Source organism: Chryseobacterium suipulveris (assembly GCF_022811685.1).
In the GTDB taxonomy this organism is placed as follows: domain Bacteria; phylum Bacteroidota; class Bacteroidia; order Flavobacteriales; family Weeksellaceae; genus Kaistella; species Kaistella suipulveris.
In genome coordinates this window covers 982,182-999,827 of the sequence record NZ_CP094532.1, presented here as the reverse complement: position 1 = coordinate 999,827, position 17,646 = coordinate 982,182, and the positions used below count along the sequence as shown (strand labels likewise).

Annotated in this window: 17 protein-coding genes and 2 tRNA genes; 3 read left to right on the top strand and 16 right to left on the bottom strand. The window is 40.6% G+C overall.

Annotation, left to right across the window (positions count from 1 at the left end; all coding sequences use genetic code 11):
• Positions 1-83: 83 nt before the first annotated feature.
• The 3 genes from MTP09_RS04695 to MTP09_RS04685 all read left to right on the top strand — a co-directional run bounded on the left by MTP09_RS04695 (position 84) and on the right by MTP09_RS04685 (position 4,275).
• Positions 84-1,649, top strand: coding sequence for a SulP family inorganic anion transporter (locus MTP09_RS04695; RefSeq protein ID WP_243550848.1), 1,566 nt, complete (start codon positions 84-86; stop codon positions 1,647-1,649).
• Positions 1,650-1,714: 65 nt separating this feature from the next.
• Positions 1,715-1,861, top strand: coding sequence for a hypothetical protein (locus MTP09_RS04690; protein WP_243550847.1), 147 nt, complete (start codon positions 1,715-1,717; stop codon positions 1,859-1,861).
• A 272-nt stretch (positions 1,862-2,133) separates the two neighbouring features.
• Positions 2,134-4,275 carry a S46 family peptidase gene (locus MTP09_RS04685; protein ID WP_243550846.1) on the top strand — a complete coding sequence of 714 codons (2,142 nt, stop codon included), beginning with the start codon at positions 2,134-2,136 and terminating at the stop codon, positions 4,273-4,275.
• Between the two features lie 281 nt (positions 4,276-4,556).
• Here the strand turns inward: MTP09_RS04685 and MTP09_RS14535 are convergent, their stop codons facing one another.
• The 16 genes from MTP09_RS14535 to dapB form a co-directional block, all read right to left on the bottom strand.
• Positions 4,557-4,697: a GIY-YIG nuclease family protein gene (locus MTP09_RS14535; protein WP_396022245.1), complete on the bottom strand. Its 141-nt coding sequence runs from the start codon at positions 4,695-4,697 to the stop codon at positions 4,557-4,559.
• A gap of 62 nt (positions 4,698-4,759) precedes the next feature.
• Positions 4,760-4,833: transfer RNA gene (locus MTP09_RS04680), tRNA-Asp, on the bottom strand.
• A gap of 29 nt (positions 4,834-4,862) precedes the next feature.
• Positions 4,863-4,936 (bottom strand) — tRNA-Asp (locus MTP09_RS04675).
• Between the two features lie 127 nt (positions 4,937-5,063).
• A complete protein-coding gene (trxA, locus tag MTP09_RS04670; RefSeq protein WP_243550845.1) occupies positions 5,064-5,381 on the bottom strand; it encodes a thioredoxin in 318 nt (105 codons plus the stop codon).
• A gap of 69 nt (positions 5,382-5,450) precedes the next feature.
• A complete protein-coding gene (locus MTP09_RS04665) occupies positions 5,451-6,626 on the bottom strand; it encodes a cysteine desulfurase family protein (protein ID WP_243550843.1) in 1,176 nt (391 codons plus the stop codon).
• A gap of 51 nt (positions 6,627-6,677) precedes the next feature.
• A complete protein-coding gene (locus tag MTP09_RS04660) occupies positions 6,678-7,265 on the bottom strand; it encodes an HAD family hydrolase (protein ID WP_243550841.1) in 588 nt (195 codons plus the stop codon).
• 117 nt (positions 7,266-7,382) lie between these two features.
• Positions 7,383-8,108, bottom strand: a complete 726-nt coding sequence (locus MTP09_RS04655) for an SDR family NAD(P)-dependent oxidoreductase (RefSeq protein WP_243550840.1) — start codon at positions 8,106-8,108, stop codon at positions 7,383-7,385.
• A 96-nt stretch (positions 8,109-8,204) separates the two neighbouring features.
• Positions 8,205-9,521 carry an FAD-binding oxidoreductase gene (locus MTP09_RS04650; RefSeq protein WP_243550839.1) on the bottom strand — a complete coding sequence of 439 codons (1,317 nt, stop codon included), beginning with the start codon at positions 9,519-9,521 and terminating at the stop codon, positions 8,205-8,207.
• Positions 9,521-10,405: a decaprenyl-phosphate phosphoribosyltransferase gene (locus MTP09_RS04645; protein WP_243550838.1), complete on the bottom strand. Its 885-nt coding sequence runs from the start codon at positions 10,403-10,405 to the stop codon at positions 9,521-9,523. Before MTP09_RS04645 ends, MTP09_RS04650 begins: the two co-directional genes overlap by 1 nt.
• Before the next feature lie 88 nt (positions 10,406-10,493).
• A complete protein-coding gene (locus MTP09_RS04640; RefSeq protein ID WP_243550837.1) occupies positions 10,494-11,192 on the bottom strand; it encodes an OmpA family protein in 699 nt (232 codons plus the stop codon).
• Positions 11,193-11,276: 84 nt separating this feature from the next.
• A complete protein-coding gene (locus MTP09_RS04635) occupies positions 11,277-11,756 on the bottom strand; it encodes a lipocalin family protein (protein WP_243550836.1) in 480 nt (159 codons plus the stop codon).
• A 138-nt stretch (positions 11,757-11,894) separates the two neighbouring features.
• Positions 11,895-13,610: a S8 family serine peptidase gene (locus MTP09_RS04630; RefSeq protein ID WP_243550835.1), complete on the bottom strand. Its 1,716-nt coding sequence runs from the start codon at positions 13,608-13,610 to the stop codon at positions 11,895-11,897.
• A gap of 2 nt (positions 13,611-13,612) precedes the next feature.
• Positions 13,613-14,230 carry a WbqC family protein gene (locus tag MTP09_RS04625; RefSeq protein ID WP_243550834.1) on the bottom strand — a complete coding sequence of 206 codons (618 nt, stop codon included), beginning with the start codon at positions 14,228-14,230 and terminating at the stop codon, positions 13,613-13,615.
• Positions 14,231-14,475: 245 nt separating this feature from the next.
• Complete coding sequence (lepB, locus tag MTP09_RS04620; RefSeq protein ID WP_243550833.1) at positions 14,476-16,125, bottom strand: signal peptidase I; 1,650 nt, start codon at positions 16,123-16,125, stop codon at positions 14,476-14,478.
• 104 nt (positions 16,126-16,229) lie between these two features.
• Positions 16,230-16,769: an STM3941 family protein gene (locus MTP09_RS04615; protein WP_317618775.1), complete on the bottom strand. Its 540-nt coding sequence runs from the start codon at positions 16,767-16,769 to the stop codon at positions 16,230-16,232.
• Positions 16,770-16,878: 109 nt separating this feature from the next.
• Positions 16,879-17,580: a 4-hydroxy-tetrahydrodipicolinate reductase gene (gene dapB / locus MTP09_RS04610; RefSeq protein WP_243550831.1), complete on the bottom strand. Its 702-nt coding sequence runs from the start codon at positions 17,578-17,580 to the stop codon at positions 16,879-16,881.
• Between the last annotated feature and the right edge of the window lie 66 nt (positions 17,581-17,646).

Here is a 17,646-nt window from a genome sequence, read left to right as displayed (position 1 = left end):
CGCCAAAAACACTAATCACTATCAGGATTCTGCACCTTGACAAGCTGATTCATTATCCGTAAATTTGTCGTAAACAACTACACATGCAAAAAGAAATCCCGCGTTCGTTCAAATATTACAAATTGATGTTTGTGCGGCACGACTTCGCGGCAGGACTTACGGTATTTTTGGTCGCACTTCCGCTTTGTTTGGGAATCGCGCTCGCTTCGGGAGCTCCACTTTATGCGGGACTGATTTCCGGGATTATTGGCGGTTTGGTCGTAACAGTCATCAGCGGTTCGCAACTTTCAGTTTCGGGACCAGCGGCGGGTTTGACCACTTTGGTTGCTGCTTCCATTCTCAGTTTGGGCGATTACAGAGTTTTCTTGCTCACAGTAATAATTGCCGGATTATTCCAGTTGATATTGGGAGTTCTGAAACTCGGGGTTTTTGCGAGTTATTTCCCTAGTTCGGTGATTAAAGGAATGCTTGCAGCGATCGGGATTATTTTGATTTCAAAACAGATTCCGGTCGCACTGGGCTACAACGGTCCCAATTTCTGGTCAAGCGGTTTTTTGGAACTCTTTTCCTCTACACATATTGTGCAAAATTTTCAGGACTTGAACAGTCATCTCACGAAAGGCGCGGTGCTCATTTCCGCAATTTCGCTTGGCGTTTATATTTTCCTAAAGCAGGAAAAAAATAAGAAGTTCCGGATTATTCCTACACCTTTAGTTATCGTTCTTCTAGGAATTGCGATGAATTATCTGCTCACAATTTCTAACTCCGAACTGGCTTTGAGCACCAAACAATTGGTAAATATTCCCGACAATATTTTCGCGCACATCCAGTTTCCCGATTTCTCTAAACTTTTTTCCACACAACAGGTTTGGAAAGACGGTTTGGTTATTGGAATGTTGGCAACACTCGAAACCTTGCTCTGCATCGAAGCAATGGACAAGCTCGACAAGCACAACCGCATCACTCCTGTAAACCGCGAACTCGTCGCACAAGGAACCGGAAATATGCTTTGCGGATTATTGGGTGCAATTCCTTTGACAGCCGTTGTTGTGAGAGGTGCCGCTAACAACGATGCAGGTGCAAAAACTAAGGTTGCTTCTTTTACACACGGCGTTTTACTGCTCCTTTCAGTAATACTGATTCCGTTTGTAATCAATATGATTCCTTACGCGTCGCTTTCAGTGATTCTGATTATGACCGGTTATTCATTAACCAAGCCGAAAATCATCAGAAATATTTTCAAGTTGGGACTAAACCAATTTGTTCCGTTTGCGGTGACTATTGGTGTGGTATTGGCGACTGACCTGCTTTTTGGTGTCACAGTTGGACTTTTATTTTCCATTTATTACATCATCAAAAACCATTTCAAGGAAGATTACGAAATAACCCACGAACACAAGAATGGGTTGGATTATTATCAATTGAAACTACACGGAAACGTCACCTTTTTAAATAAAGTAAAAATTAAAATCAGCTTGGAGAATGTTCCACCCTACTCGATTCTCACAATCGACGGAACCGACCTGCACTTTATCGATTTCGATGTACAGGAAATTATTTCGGAATTCAGGTCAAAAGCACACGACCGACATATCGAACTTCATCTGATCAATATTGATGTGGTGGAAACGACGGCGGACAGACATTGATTATGGGTGATGAGTGATGAGTGATGAATGATAAATAATGAATAATAAAAAATTAAAAATTAAAAATGAATAAAATACAGGAACTTAGGGAAATGAATATCCTGATGAAATCGCTGGAACAGGACATTATGGAGGTGGAAAAATTCAATGAGAAGCTGAAAGAAATCGCTCAAAAAAAGGAAAAATTGGAGCAGTTCTACGAAGAGCAATAGATGGATTATTACGACGAAGCTGAAAAGTATAATGATGAAAATTTGGAAATAATGAACCAAGATTAACTATGGAGCGCGATTGCCGACTCGGATTTTGAAGCGCGGGAATTGGTGAGGAATGCGGCGAGGTTGATTTAGACCTTTTAATTTACAGACCACCCCGTCAAAAATTCTTCAAATTTTCGCCATCCCACCAACGGAGGGGAACTCCTCTATTTTCCCATTTCCCTCAAAATCCTTATTTTTAACGATTCAATCTAAAAAATGTATTCATGATCAAAAGAAGTTTTTTACTTTCTGCGGTGATTGTTCCTGCAGTGATGGCGTTTGCACAGCAATACGGCGGAATGTGGATTCCCACCGAGGTGAACGAAAAAGAAATGAAGGAAATGGGAATGAAGATTTCTGCAAAACAGATTTTCGATCCCTCAAAACCGAGTATTAAAGATGCGGTAGTTCAATTCAACGGTGGCTGTACCGCAGAAATTATTTCGCCACAAGGTTTGCTTCTGACCAATCACCATTGTGGTTATGGACAAATCCAGAAACATTCCTCCGTTCAGAACGATTATCTGACCGACGGATTCTGGGCAAAAGATATGAACGGCGAGTTGCCAAATCCAGGAGTAACCGTTGATTTTATCGCAGACATCAAAGAAGTGACCAACCAAGTTTTGGCGGGAACTCAAAACCTCGAAGGAAAAGCAGCAGATGATCTCATCAACAAAAATATGGAAACCGTAAAAGCGGGGTTCAAACTTGAACCTTGGCAGAAAGTCGTGATCCGACCAATGTATTACGGAAATAAATATTACGCCTACATCATCGAAACTTATAAGGACGTTCGCTTAGTTGGAGCTCCACCAAGTTCGATCGGAAAATTCGGTTCCGATACCGACAACTGGGTTTGGCCGCGACATACCGGTGATTTTGCGATGTTCAGAATCTACGCCGACAAGAACAATAAACCTGCGGAATATTCAAAAGATAACGTTCCGTACAAACCAAAATATTTTCTGCCAGTTTCCATTAAAGACAAACAGGAAAACGACTTCACCTTTGTGTTTGGTTTCCCGGGAAGAACCACGGAATACCTTCCTTCCATCGCTGTTGAAAAAGTAATGAACGAAATTGATCCGGCGATGATTTCTGTTCGCGAAGTCGCCCTGAAAACTTTGGACGAAAAAATGCGCGCAGATCAAGGAACCAAAATCAAATATGCTTCTAAGTACGCCTCAATCGCCAACTACTGGAAAAAATGGATTGGTGAAGTCGAAGGATTGAAAAAATCAGATGCGGTCGGAAAAAAGGAGGAATACGAGAAAAAACTGATGTCGCTGAACAAAGACATCACTCCAACAATCACAGAACTGAAACGGCTTTACACTTTGCAAGCACCTTTTGCACTGAACCGAGCTTATTATACTGAAGTGGTCAGAAATGCAGAAACGCTGACTCTTGCCAATAACTACGCAAGTTTCGTAGAAGCTCTCGATGCAGGAAAAGTGGATGCCACCACAATCGAAAATTTCAAAAAACGGCTGACCAATATCTACGCTGATTTCGACGGCGAACTCGATGCAAAAGTAACGGCAAAAGTTTTGGCGCTTTATGCGAATAAAACACCGGCGAAATTTTTACCAAAAGATTTTGACCAATACAAAAATGAAAGCCAAAATCTTACAAAAATTGAGGAGCTTTCGAAAAACTCAGTCATCACTGGAAGAGGAATCTTTAACGGGGCAACCACAGTTTCAGACATCAACAAAGTGTTCCAGGATCCAAAAGCACTCGCTCAAAACCTGAAAAACGATCCATTGATGAACTTGTTTCTTTCATTAAGACAAGCTTATCTCGACACTACCGATGAACAGTACAGAACTTTCCAGGGACATATCGATACGGCCCAAAAGAAATATATGGCGCAACAAATGGAAACCGACAAAGACCGAAAATTCTTCCCCGATGCAAACTCTACTTTGAGGGTTACTTACGGAAAAGTTGCAGGTTCCAATCCGAGAGATGCGGTTTACTACGGTTACCAAACGCATTTGGCGGGTGTGATGGAAAAATACGTTCCCGGTGATTACGAATTCGATGTTCCGAAAAAGTTGATAGAACTTTACGACACGAAGAACTATGGAATCTATAAAGACAAAACAGGCGATGTTCCCGTAAACTTCACCGCCACCAACCACACCACCGGTGGAAATTCGGGAAGTCCGGCTCTCGATGCACACGGAAACTTGATCGGACTGAACTTCGACCGACAATGGGAAGGAACGATGAGCGACATCAATTTCGATCCGCGATTCTCGCGAAACATCATGGTCGATACGAAATACATCCTCTTCATTATCGACAAATACGCCGACGCAAAATGGCTGATTAACGAAATGAAGGTTGTAAAATAATAACTGTTGGAACGCGCCGTTTGGCGCGTTCTGCATTGTGATAATGCCGCGTTCCTTCATCCAAGGAAACCTTTTCTTTCCAAAAGACAATAAAAAAAATTCCGAAACATTGTTCCGGAATTTCAAGCTCTCATGATTAGGGTTTTAGTAATGCTTATGGGTCAATCACAAAAATCTCTTTTGCTTGTAACAAAGTTGCAACTTTAAAATGAACCAGAACACCGTGAAAACACCCTTTTTTTCAAAATCATCTTTGGCATTGTTTAGACTTCTGGAGTAAACTAACTTCCAGTCAGTAGCTTTTGAAGTGTATTTTTTTCACGCTGTTTAAGATGATAAATAAGCCGCTGATCTACATTTTCAGAAAAACCCTTATAATAGATATCTAAATCTGCAGAATAAAGAATATATACATAGAACATAGACAATTACTTTATTTGATTTCCTAAAATAAAAAAATCTTTCAGTAAACTGAAAGATTTTGCGATCCGGACGGGACTCGAACCCGCGACCTCCGCCGTGACAGGGCGGCATTCTAACCAACTGAACTACCGGATCAGTAGTTGTTGTCTGAATTTTCGTAATTGCGATCCGGACGGGACTCGAACCCGCGACCTCCGCCGTGACAGGGCGGCATTCTAACCAACTGAACTACCGGATCTGAAATAAAAAAGAACGTCTCTCTTTTTGGTGAGTGCAAAAATACAACATTTATCTAATCTCACAAACTATTTGCAAAAAAAATGCTTCCCAAAAAAGGAAAGCATTCATTTTCAAGTAAGTTATTTTTACAGATGTGCGGATAGCTTCTCTGCGATTACCTCCTTAGGAGCAACACCCACGATTTTGTCAACGACTTCACCGTTTTTGAAAATCAAAACTGTTGGGATATTTCTGATTCCGTAGTCCACAGAAACCTGCTGGTTATTGTCCACATCTACCTTTCCTACGATTGCCTTCCCTTCAAAATCTGCAGCTACCTCTTCAATGATCGGACCCAACATTCTGCACGGGCCGCACCAAACCGCCCAAAAGTCAACCAATACAGGTTTATCTGAATTCAAAACCGTTTCCTGGAACGATTGGTCTGTAATTTCTAATGCCATTTCTTCTAAATTTTAATTGTTCTTTTAAGAGTTCAAAGTTACAACTTTCCTACCAATTGGTTGAAAGATTTATCTATTCTCAACATCTGTTTTTTCTATACTGAAAGTCACTGCTATTTCTTTCAAAGCTTCTACAAGCCGGTCAATTTCGGCTTTTGTGGTGAGGTGGCTGAAAGAAACGCGCAACGGCGTCGTATGTTCCATTTCTTCTTCATCAAGCACCGTCATCATCACCATCGAAGGATGCGTCGCTCCCGAAGAACAGGCACTTCCCTGCGAAATCGCGATTCCCTTCATGTCGAGTTTCAAACCGATCATCGGATCTTTGAAAGGAAGAAGAACGCTCAAAACGGTGTAAAGACTTTTATCAAGTTCCGCACTTCTGCCATTGAATTTTACCCCGCCGATTTCTGCGGAAAGACGGTCAATCGCATATTGTTTCACTTCCTCAATATGTGAAGTGTATTCCTCCATATTTTTCAGCGAAAGTTCCAGCGCTTTTCCTAAGCCGACGATACCGCAAACATTTTCAGTTCCCGCCCTCAAACTTCTTTCCTGAGGTCCGCCCGTGATGATTCCTTTTAATCCCGAAGATTTTCGGACAAATGCGAAACCGCTTCCCTTTGGCCCGTGGAATTTGTGGGCACTGCAGGAAGCAAAATCAAGAGGAATTTCGGAGAAATCCATTTCTAAATGCGCCATCGACTGAACGGTGTCGGAATGGAATAATGCGTTGTTTTCTTTGCAGATTGCCGCTACTTTTTTGAGGTCAAGTAAATTGCCGATCTCGTTGTTGGCGTGCATCAGCGAAACCAAGGTTTTTTTGTCGGAAGTTTTCAACACTTCCTCGAGTTTCGCCAAATCAATGTCGCCTTTCTTGTTCGGACGAAGATATACTACTTCCACTCCTCTCCTTTTCTTCATATCCAGAACAGTTTCTGCAACACATTTATGCTCGATCGGCGAGGTAATAATCCTTTCCACACCGAGGTGGTTCACACAGGATTTGATGATCATGTTGTTGGATTCAGTACCGCAGCTGGTGAAAATAATTTCGGCAGGCGAAACGTGGAGGTAATCCGCAGCTTCTCGTCGGACATTTTCAATGAGGACCTTGGCTTCCTGTCCGAAAGTGTGCGTAGATGAGGGATTCCCGAAATTCACTTTCATCACTCCGACCATTGCATCGATTACTTCTTCCGAAAGCGGCGTCGTGGCGGCATTGTCCAGATATATTTTGTCCATTGTTACTTGAAAAGTTTGTTGATTGCGGCTGAAATTTTTGCGGGAATAAATTTAATGAAAAAATTGGTAATGGCTTTCATCTGCAAATTCCATCATCGGACGGTCGCCCGAAGTATCGCCGAACGCAATGATTTTATCGAATTTCTTTCCAGCAATTTCTTCTTTCACACGTTTTACTTTTTCCTCACCGTTGCAGTTTTCCCCAATAAAATTTCCTGTAAAAACATCATTCTTGAATTCCGCTCTGGTTGCAAGAAGTTTCATCTTGAGCTGTTCTGCAAAGGGTTTAACCCAAATATCGAGTGATGCCGAAACAATCAGTGATTCCGTGTTTTGCCTGTCGATATTTTTGATGAATTCAAGCGCATTTTCTCTGAAGATTTCAGGATAGTATTTTTCGAAAAACTCTTTAGATTTTGCTTCGATTTTTGCTTTGCTCTGCCCTTTTAGAATTGATGAAACAAAACTTTTCTTCACCCTTTCTGCATTGGCGAGTTTCAGTTTCAACAAAATGAAAAGCGGAATATGTTTGGCAAACTGGAAATTGAATCTCGCGGGATTGTAGAATTTCAGGTACATAAACATCGTGTCTTTGTACGTTAAAGTTCCGTCGAAATCAAATAGATACAGTTTTTTCATGTTTAAAAGCAGGAAGACAGAAGTCCGAGGACCGAAGATTTACAGTTCAAAATTAATGATGTTTCATGAATTTCAAAAAATAAGAAAACTTTAATCTTTGTAGAATTCCGAATTAATTTAAAGCTTCAACTTCTTAAAAATAAATTCAGGAATATTTCTGATAATCATCATAATGATTCCCCAAATTGGCAGCACATACGCCACGTTTTTTCCGTTTTTGTATGCTTTATAGATCGCTTCTGCCGCCTGTTTCGGACTGGCTGTAAGTTTCGGATTTAAAGGAAGTCCTTCCGTCATTTTCGTATCCATAAATCCCGGCTTCACCGTGAGCACATGCACTTTTTTGCTGAAAAGATAGTTCCTCAATCCACTGAGATAGGCGGTCATTCCCGCTTTTGCACTTCCGTAGATGAAATTGCTCTGTCTTCCTCGGTCACCTGCGACAGAGGAAAGAACGATCATCGTACCCGTCCTTTTTCTTTCCATTTTTTCGGCGAAATAATTGAGAACCGGAACCAATTTCGAATAATTAATGTCGATGATTTTTTCGGTGTTTTTTCTGTCATAAAGACCTTCTTCCGTTCCTTCGCCGAGATAACCCGTTGCACAAAAAAGCAGATTTGAATCTATATCGTCAAATTTTGAGAAATCAACTTCTCCCAACAAATCCAGTTCATAGATTTTGGTTTGCTGAAGGTATTTCACATCGATATGCTTTGCAAAACGCTCAGCCGTTTCCACATCGGAAGTGAAGAGATATACGGTCGCAAACTTCTCTCCTTCCTGAAGCGTTTTCTCTACAAACTGTTGGGCGATTTCTGAATTACTGCCGAGAACGATCATAGTCTTAGTGAATTTCTTTGAGTGAATTTCTTTGAGTGAATTTCTTTGAGTGAATTTAAAATTCACGTATTGACCATTCACTGCGAAGCAAATTCATTAATTATTGTTTACGATTCTTTTATGCTGAAGCGACACGAATTTCGGGTTCTGAACATTCTGCAGATAATTGGTCAGCGACGATTTGCTCATCGAATCTTTGGTCAGGTAAATTCTGCCGCCATAATCTTCAACCACTTTGTCGAGTTTCGCTACCAAATCTTTCAGTTTTGAATTGACCTTAAAATCCAAAGCCAGCGTATAACCCTCCATCGGAAAGGAGTTGTACGCATCGGGATTGTTTTTGCCGAAAAGCTTCAATACGGCAAGGAAAGAGCCGTTTCCACTGTTGGCAATGGTTTGGAGGATTTTCTTCATCCCTTCTTTTCCTTGTTCTTTGGGGATCACCATTTGGTACTGAATGAAGCCGCCTTTGCCATAAATCTTGTTCCAGTCATTTACGACGTCGAGCGGATAAAAAAACGTTTCATAATCCACAAAATTCTTGATTTCCTTGGTTGTCTGTTTATTGAAATACAGCAGGTTGAACAGCTTCACCGTAAGATTATTCAAAACAAAATCAGGAAAATAAAACGGAACCGTCGGACTGACTTTCTTTTTCAGCCGAAGCGGATTTTCCTGCAACTTCTTCGGAAGCTCGTGTTTGAAGGCGTGCTCACCGCGCATCAGAATACTTCTTCCGATATTCTTCCCTTTTTGCAGGCAGTCGATCCAGGCAACGTTGTACGTCCAGGACTCACTTTCGTCAAAGAGTTTGAAAATTTCATCGAGGTTTTCTGCTTTAATGCTTTCCTGGCGAATATATGCGGACTCAATATTTTTAAGTTTAAACTTAGCGGAAATAATAATTCCCGTTAAACCCATTCCACCGATGGTTGCCCAGAATTTTTCAGAATTTTCATTTCGGGAACATTTCAAAACTTCCCCGTTTTCATTCAATAGAGAAAACTCCAAAACATAATCTGAGAAGCAACCTTCCGCGTGATGGTTTTTGCCGTGAACATCGGATGCAATCGCACCTCCAATGGTGATTAGTTTGGTTCCTGGAGTGACGTACAGAAAATATCCTTGCGGAACGATCACCTCCAGAATTTCCGAAAGAAGCATTCCCGATTCACATTCCAAAATACCGTTCAGTCGGTCGAAACTAATGAATTTATTGAGCCGTTTCGTAGAAAAAATATGCTCAGAAAGCGAGGCGTCACCGTAACATCTGCCGTTTCCTCTTGCGATGACCTCGTTATTGTTTCTTACAAATTCCTTGATCTTCCGCAGTGAATCTTCAGACTTCATCTCCTTTTCCACCACCGGGAAATTCCCCCAATTCGTAACTTTCTGAATAAAATTCGGCTTCATTATTTAAAATAAATTTGAAGTAAAAATGCCGCGATCCATAGCACTAAAGTCACCTGGATATAGCGGTCTTTGTAAATGATTTTCGTGGGCGACTCCGTTCTGTTGTACACCAACGTTTGCTGCAAATATCTTAGAAATGCGAAAACCACAAAAAATACGGTGTAAAAAACCCGCGTATGAAATCGCTGCTGAACTTCCGGTGAAAGGGTAAACATCAGGTAACAGATGATCGCCAAAGTACAACTGATCGAAAGCGCAATATCGGCAAACTGCACATTGTAACCGTCGAGTGCTTTTCTCGTTCTTCCAGAAATCTGTGCATTGATAAGCTCGCCTCTTCTCTTACCAATCGCGAGAACCAGTGCCAAAACAAAAGTCAGCAAAATCGCCCATTGAGAAATATAAATTCCCGTTGCGTAACCTCCCGCCAAAACCCTTAGTACAAAACCGATTGCGATGATGCATACATCGATAATTGCCACGTGTTTCAGCTTAAAAGTATAAGCAATATTCATCAGGAAGTAGAAAACGATGATTGTCGCAAACTTCCAGTAACTAAGGTGAAAGTAACTTTCCCCAACGAAAACAAGTCCAATGTTGAGCAGAACCAGCCCGATCAAAAATACGATTGCGGTGGGTTTAGAAATCGCCCCGCTTGCAAGTGGCCTTTTGCATTTCTCAGGATGTTTCCGGTCCGACTCGATATCGGAGTAGTCGTTGATGATGTAGATCGCACTTGCTGCAAATGAAAAAACAAAGAATGCGAAAATGCTCTTCAGCAGTAAATCCTGATTCAGTATATTTCCCGAGAAAAACAGGGGCGCGAAAACAAACAGGTTTTTCACCCATTGTTCTACCCGAAGTAATTTGAGATATTTTATCATTCGTGCGATTTCAACAACAAAATTAAGGATTTTAAAACAAAAAAATCCGCCGAAGCGGACTTTTTATTATTGAAATATTGGCGAACAATTAATTCTGTCCACTCGTTTTAGCGTCATTGATCATATTCTCGTTTGCAGTAATTGCAAATTCAACTCTACGGTTCTGAGCGCGGCCTGCCTCGGTTTCGTTGGTTGCGATTGGCTCGGTCAGACCCATTCCCATTGTAAACATTCGGGAAGCGTCAACACCTTTAGATACCAAATAGCTTTTCACGGATGCCGCTCTTCTTTCAGAAAGTCCCTGGTTGTACGCCGCAGTACCTTTACTGTCGGTATGTCCGTAGATATTGATGTTGGTATCCGGATTGTTTTTCAAAACTTCCGCCAGTTTATCAAGGTTGGTTTTTGCAAGCGGCTGAAGGTCAGATTTGTCGAAAGCAAAGTTTACCATGTTTTCTTTCAGGGTAACTTTAATACCTTCACCTACTCTTTCCACTTCAGCTCCAGGAAGGGTTTCCTTGATTTCTTTTGCCTGTTTGTCCATTTGGCGCCCGATAACGTTTCCGGCAACACCACCAACGATTCCTCCGAGAACTGCACCAGCTGGAGCGTTTCCACCTTTACCGATATTGTTCCCAAGAACACCTCCGATCACCGCACCTGCTGCGGTTCCGATTACTGTTCCTCTCTGTTGGTTGTTTGAATTTTTCACTGCCTCACAACTGGTCAGCAACAAAGCTGAAGACACGAAAAGTGCAGCGATATTTGTTTTGTTTAAAATTTTCATAATATTTTCTATTTAATGGTAAAATCTCTGAAACTTGAATTCGCCCTCTTTTATAAAGGTAGAGATTTACCGTCGATTACTAAATTATTTCATTCCAGTTCGTTGGAAGTTGTAAACCACTCTCACATTTTGTCCTGCAGAAGGAACGTTTTGCTCCAAGCTGAACTGATCAGTAGTTTGGTTGATTAGATTTAAAGAATAACCAGAAATTACTGATTTAGCTTTTGAACCCTCAAGAATTTTTTTGAACTTGAATTCGTTACCGTTCACTACCTCAAATTTGATAGGCATTACAACACTCGGACAGTTGCCACCTCCAGGAAGTGTGTATGAACCAGTCCAGTTATTCGGGATCAAAGTCCAGTGGCTTCCTACAAAACACTGGATATCAGCACCTTCATCAAAAGGTTTGATTTTGTAGTTTTTGTCGTAATCTACACTCGTCAGTTCCCATTCCCCTTTTAGTTTAAGGAATTCTGCTCTGTTTTGCTGTGCGGTTTTTGCTGTGGAACAGGAAACTGTCAATGCAGCTCCCACAATTCCTGCCAATAGTAAATTTTTCATAGTAGTAAAATTATTTGCTTTAACAATTACAAAAAACCGTGCCAATTTAGATGAGTCAACGAAAAAGTCCGTCTAAAAACGGACTTTAATCAATGTATGAAATAATATTTATCTTCTTTTCACAGCTTTCTCTACTGGCTATCTCACTGGCTTTTTCACCGTTTTCTTAACGGGAGTTGTCTTTACCGGAGTAACGGAAGAAGTTCCAGGACTGTAGAAATTAGTGAATGCGTACTCTGCAGCTTTTCTAAGATCGATTACTCCTCCTGATTCCGAAATCAAGTCGAATCGGTTGTTGGTGTTGGAATTGATCATTGCATTTACCGACGACTTGTTTGCCGTTCTCACCAAAGATTCGATAATTTGCTCCGGTTTTAGATTCGGCATATACGCCAAAAGTACTGAAGCTGCACCGGCAACAACAGGCGACGCCATCGAAGTTCCCTGCAAATATTCGTACTTACCGTCTGGAACGGTAGAATAAATTTTGTCTCCAGGCGCGAAAACATTCACCATTTTCTGGTTGTAGTTAGAGAAGCTCGCTCTCAGAAACTCATTGTCGTTCGTTGAAGCTCCCACTACGATCATATTGTTGATGAAAGGTTTTGCGTCATTTACATTTTTGAAATTCGTAGGGAAATACTGGCTTTCTGCAATATTTTCATTTTCGTTTCCTGCCGCTTTTACCAAGAGAACTCCTTTTTGCTCCGCATATTTAAACGCATCCCAAACCACAGATTTCCCTGGAGAAACCGGTTTACCAAAGCTCATGTTGATGATCTTCGCTCCGTTATCAACTGCATATCGGATCGAGTTTGCTACGTCCTTATCTCTTTCGTCGCCATCCGGAACGGCTCTTACAGTCATAATCTTCGCGGTTTTGTAACCAACTCCGTACTGGGTTTCTTTACCTTGAGGAAGTCCCGCAATAATTCCGGCAACATGCGTTCCATGCTTTGCATCAGGACCTTCGTAGTGGTTGTTTCCGTAGATTTTTTCGGAATAATTCTCGTAATTATCTCCCACGATCGTTGCACGCGGATCATAATCGAGATTGTACCCTTTGGTTGCTTGAGGACCATAATAATCAAGCGCTTCCTTCATTTGGTCGTTTAGGAATTTTTCAACTTCAGCTGGAGATTTTCCTTTTATTGACGGATCCTGCACAATCTGACCAAGTACCGATGCAGCCATTGCCTGCTCCTGTGTTGTTGGTTTGATGGATGCAACCACTTCTGGTGTCAAATTTCTTCCACCCAACATTGCAACCATCGAAGGAATCATCTGCTGGATTTTGGTGTACGTTTCAAATCCTTGTTTTGCCTCGATACTTTTTTTATTGAAAATTTCTTTGGATTTCATATACATCGCAAACTCTTCCGGCATTTTCTGCTGGTTTTCTTTGTTTGTAGTAGAATTCGTTCCCTCAAAAATTGGCTTGTATTTTTTCACCACTCTGGTTACCTCCATATTGTCCACATCTACATCGCCGCCTTTTCCACCAAGGAAATTCCATCCATAAACATCGTCGATATAGCCGTTTCCGTCATCATCTTTTCCGTTGTTCGGTACTTCGTTCACGTTCTTCCACATGTTTTTGATCAAACCGGGATGATCTACTTCCACACCGCTGTCAACAACTGCTACAACGACAGGTTTAGGCGACAAACCTTTCGCTTCCAAATATTTGTAGGCATTCTGGGTATTCACTCCATATACATTGGTTGCCGAGAAATCCTTGTGGTACCAAGTCATCAGATCCTTGTCTTTCATCGGATCTAAAGCAGTTTCCGCTGTTTGTGAGAAAGCGGTGAAACCGGCCATAAAGATTCCGGCGATCAGTATTTTTTTCATATTCAAATAGTATTTGTTTTAATATTTTTTAGATAAGTCAAAGTTTCGGGACCTTTGTTACAGATCAGATCGATAATGGAAAGGTCTTTCAGGAAACCATACTTTTCGCTGAAAGTCTGATAATATTCCTCCATTTCGAAATCCGATTCCTGTTTTGCCATAAACGATGCTCTGTAATCCTGTCCTTCAGGAGGTTTCATATACTCCTGACTGAACGAATACGTTTTCTCTGTCTTCAGAATCTTTTGGATGATTTCTAAAGCATTAAGGTTAAATTCTACAAGTGAAACCGTTTTGAAATTGAAGATATTCTGAAGTTTGTCTTCATAAAATTCGAAATACGGCGAACTTTGATAGGCAGTCTTAATGGATTTCCAGTGAAGTTGCTGCCAATTTTCGCGGTTGGAGGTTTCGATTTCCTTAAAGATCCTTTTGCCGTTATGAGAAATGGGAATACTTAATGACAGTTTGCCATTTGCTCCGTATATGTTGGCGCGGTTTCGATAGGTTTGTTTTGGGAAATTCTCAAACTGTTCCAGAGTTACTTCGTTTTCCTCATCCAAAAAAACGGAACACCACGAAATCGGCGGAAGGTAAAATATTGGTAATAAAACTTTCATCCCTCAAACAAGTTTTGGCTAAAGCCAAATGATTTTCATTCTTTAAGTAAACGGGCTAAAGCCCGTTCCAAACTTTTATTTTTAGCGGAACATTTTTAGCCCCGATTGGTTCTATTTTCTTGTTTTTTTTAATTGAATCACGGAAACTCCTTCGTCGTTTTGCAGCGGATACCCCGCAACAAGCGTTGGCAAAAGCGTTGGAGTGAGGAGTATGAGCGGAAAGCGGGAAAAAGCTCCTGAAAAAATTAATCCTCTTTTTCCTTTTTCTTAAAGAATTTCGCAAAATAATCCCAACCAAAAAACAGCACCAAAATCAGCACCGCAACCCACCAATATGAAGTTTTGTTGGCTTCACCAGTGTTGGTCGCTTTGAACATTCGGTCCCAACGAACTTTTGTCGGTGCTTGATAAGTAGAGCCGCCATCCTTGAAAAGTCCTTCAACGCTCATCCACGTAAACATCGGCTTTCCGACGATATTTTCTTCAGGAACAAAACCGAAAAATCTCGCATCGAGGGACGCGTCGCGGTTGTCGCCAATCATCATATAGTAATCCTGTTTGATGGTATATTGGTTTGTTTCCTGACCGTTCACATAAATTTTTCCGTCTCTGTTTTCGAGTTTGTTATGTTCATATTCGGAAATAATCCACTGATATTCGGGAAGTGTTTCCTGGTTCAAAGTCACCACATCACCTTTTTTCGGAATCTTCAGCGGTCCGTACCAATCTTGGTTCCACTTCTTATTGATCGGGAAAATCGACTGGGTGGTATCGATATTTTTCGAATATCCGTCGCGCATAGAATTCATCTTATAGCTGATTGCAGCGGAATCTTTCTCCCAGATATGCTCCTTCATATCGATAATCTGCGGAAGCGCCTTGATTTCTTTCGCCGTTTGATCCGTCAGTCCCTGGAAATCGTAAATAAATCCGTCGTTGGTCTGAATTTCTTGGAGCGGTAAAAATCCGTATTTTTTGTACAATGCGGGAACATCGAGCTGGCTTCCTGCGTGAGCAATGTATTTGTGCTGCTCGAACTGATCTCCCAAAATCTGCTCAGGTTTTCCGTTCACGAATAGGCGACCTGCACGCATTTCGATCACATCACCAGCAACGGCGACACATCTTTTTACATACGGATCCTTTCTATCGATCGCGGTATGCACGGAATCCTGTGGATAATTGAAAACCACGATGTCGTTTTTCTGTGGTTTATTTAATTGCAAGATTCTTGAGTACGGAAGTTTTACGGCATCTACATAGGATTTCGGATCGTCTTTCGGATTTCCTTTTTCGCCAGTATCCATAATCGTTCCCTGCAAAAATGGTATTGCTAAAGGTCGCATCGGCATTCTGAAACCGTAACTCCATTTATTAACGAACAGGAAATCTCCCACTAAAAGTGTCCTCTCCATCGATCCTGTCGGAATTCCGAACGGCTGCGTAAAGAAAACGTGAATGATGGTCGCAAAAACCACCGCAAAAGTCACCGATCCCAAGAAAGTATCTTTTTTCTTGGCACTTTTTTCTTCCTCGGTTAAATAAAGTTCGTCTTCTTTTTCCACCTCCGCATCTTTGGAATAGTTGACTACCGCCATATAAATAAACGGAAGAATCACCGTAAGCAAACGCTGTGTGAAGGTCGATTTCCCGAAATGCTTCATCAAAAACAAATGGAAAACCGTCATCATGATCGGACCCACAATCGGCAGATACGCCATTACAACCCACCATTTCGGATGCTTGGTTTCTTTTTGGATGATGAAATAATTGTAAAACGGAACAAACGCCAACAAAGGGCTGTAACCCATTTTCTTGAAAAGTTTCCACGTAGAAATCCCCATCAAAACGGAGAGAATCAGAACGTAAACGGTATAGGTGAGAAAGTAGTCCATATTTTCTTTTTGCTTTCAGCTTTCAGCAAATTGCTTTCGGCGGTGTGTTTAGATTAGTTTCTTGTTCGTGTTATTTGTTACAAATACGCTGTTGGAAGAAGTTTTTATTCTTTATACTTTTTCCAATTCGTAATTATTGAATTTATAATAGTATCGAAATTTTCAGATAAGGCAGTTACATTTATTACAAATGGAGTTTTATATTTTTTCATCTTAGAATTGAAGAAATATTTTTGGATTCCTTTTTCATTTTCACCATAATACTCTACATTTTTGACGTAAATTATTATATGTCTTATTCCTTCAATATTAATACTTTCAATTTTTGTAATATCTTTCCAATATATTAATTTTTTAGAATGTTGAATCAATCCTAAAAATAGACCACTATTGTCAATTTTGATTTGAAAATTCTTATTTAATATACTTTTTGTGAGAATTGAGATTAAAGCTAAAGAAGCTAAAATTCCAATTATCCCTAATGAAATTACTCTTGTCTCAGTTGGAAGCATCCAATAAACATATTCATCAGAATACAATAAAAATCGAAAACTGAAGTATAAAGTTACAATGATAATTAATAGCAAAAGAAAACAAAATGAATAATACTTAATTTTACTTTTCTTAAAAATTACACTTTCCATTAATTATGTAGAGAAATTTAATAGTAATTGTCAGCTCAAAAATTTGTATGATCGGTTTATAAACTTTCTGCTATTATATTCCTTATTTCTTATTCTTTCTGTACATTAATCACGAAAAAAGCACATCCTTCATCGTGAAGTTTCCTGTTTTTCCCTGAATCCATTCTGCTGCGACTACTGCTCCCAAAGCGAATCCGTTTCGGTTGAAGGCGGTGTGCTTGATTTCAATCTCGTCCACTTCGCTTCTGTAGAAAATGCTGTGCGTTCCCGGAACCTCATCTTCACGGATGGCGAAAATTCCGAGTTCGCTTCCTTTCGTTTCATCTAATTTCCAGCTGCTGAATCTTTGATCATTCTTAATGATTCCTTCCGCTAAAGAAATCGCTGTTCCACTCGGTGCATCTTTTTTGTGGGTGTGGTGAATTTCTTCGAGCTGCACGTTATATTCAGAAAAGTTTTTCATCAGATCCGCCAACTTTTCATTCAATGCAAAAAACAGATTCACTCCCAAACTGAAGTTGGATCCGTAGAGAAACGAGGTGTTGTTTTCTTGTGCAATCTTTTCGATTTCTGGTTTTTGTTCAAGCCAACCCGTCGTTCCACAAATCACTGGAATTTTATTTTCGAGGCAAACTTTAATATTGTTAAAAGCCACTTCAGGATTCGAAAACTCAATCACCACATCGGGATTGTTCAGTGTTTCCGCGGTCGGCGTTTCATTGAGTTTGGCTACGATTTCGTGACCTCTCTTTTCAGCGATCTCGCCGATGATTTTTCCCATTTTTCCGTATCCGACTAAAGCGACCTTCATTTTATTTTGTTTGATGTTATTTGAAATGGTTTGATTTGATTTGAGATTGTTTCTTGTCTGCTGCAA

Bases quoted from the DNA above. Each gene is read 5' to 3' on its own strand.
- MTP09_RS04695 (WP_243550848.1), top strand. From the start codon at position 84: ATGCAAAAAGAAATCCCGCGTTCGTTCAAATATTACAAATTGATGTTT.
- MTP09_RS04690 (WP_243550847.1), top strand. From the start codon at position 1,715: ATGAATAAAATACAGGAACTTAGGGAAATGAATATCCTGATGAAATCG.
- MTP09_RS04685 (WP_243550846.1), top strand. From the start codon at position 2,134: ATGATCAAAAGAAGTTTTTTACTTTCTGCGGTGATTGTTCCTGCAGTG.
- MTP09_RS14535 (WP_396022245.1), bottom strand. From the start codon at position 4,697: ATGTTCTATGTATATATTCTTTATTCTGCAGATTTAGATATCTATTAT.
- trxA (WP_243550845.1), bottom strand. From the start codon at position 5,381: ATGGCATTAGAAATTACAGACCAATCGTTCCAGGAAACGGTTTTGAAT.
- MTP09_RS04665 (WP_243550843.1), bottom strand. From the start codon at position 6,626: ATGGACAAAATATATCTGGACAATGCCGCCACGACGCCGCTTTCGGAA.
- MTP09_RS04660 (WP_243550841.1), bottom strand. From the start codon at position 7,265: ATGAAAAAACTGTATCTATTTGATTTCGACGGAACTTTAACGTACAAA.
- MTP09_RS04655 (WP_243550840.1), bottom strand. From the start codon at position 8,108: ATGATCGTTCTCGGCAGTAATTCAGAAATCGCCCAACAGTTTGTAGAG.
- MTP09_RS04650 (WP_243550839.1), bottom strand. From the start codon at position 9,521: ATGAAGCCGAATTTTATTCAGAAAGTTACGAATTGGGGGAATTTCCCG.
- MTP09_RS04645 (WP_243550838.1), bottom strand. From the start codon at position 10,405: ATGATAAAATATCTCAAATTACTTCGGGTAGAACAATGGGTGAAAAAC.
- MTP09_RS04640 (WP_243550837.1), bottom strand. From the start codon at position 11,192: ATGAAAATTTTAAACAAAACAAATATCGCTGCACTTTTCGTGTCTTCA.
- MTP09_RS04635 (WP_243550836.1), bottom strand. From the start codon at position 11,756: ATGAAAAATTTACTATTGGCAGGAATTGTGGGAGCTGCATTGACAGTT.
- MTP09_RS04630 (WP_243550835.1), bottom strand. From the start codon at position 13,610: ATGAAAAAAATACTGATCGCCGGAATCTTTATGGCCGGTTTCACCGCT.
- MTP09_RS04625 (WP_243550834.1), bottom strand. From the start codon at position 14,230: ATGAAAGTTTTATTACCAATATTTTACCTTCCGCCGATTTCGTGGTGT.
- lepB (WP_243550833.1), bottom strand. From the start codon at position 16,125: ATGGACTACTTTCTCACCTATACCGTTTACGTTCTGATTCTCTCCGTT.
- MTP09_RS04615 (WP_317618775.1), bottom strand. From the start codon at position 16,769: ATGGAAAGTGTAATTTTTAAGAAAAGTAAAATTAAGTATTATTCATTT.
- dapB (WP_243550831.1), bottom strand. From the start codon at position 17,580: ATGAAGGTCGCTTTAGTCGGATACGGAAAAATGGGAAAAATCATCGGC.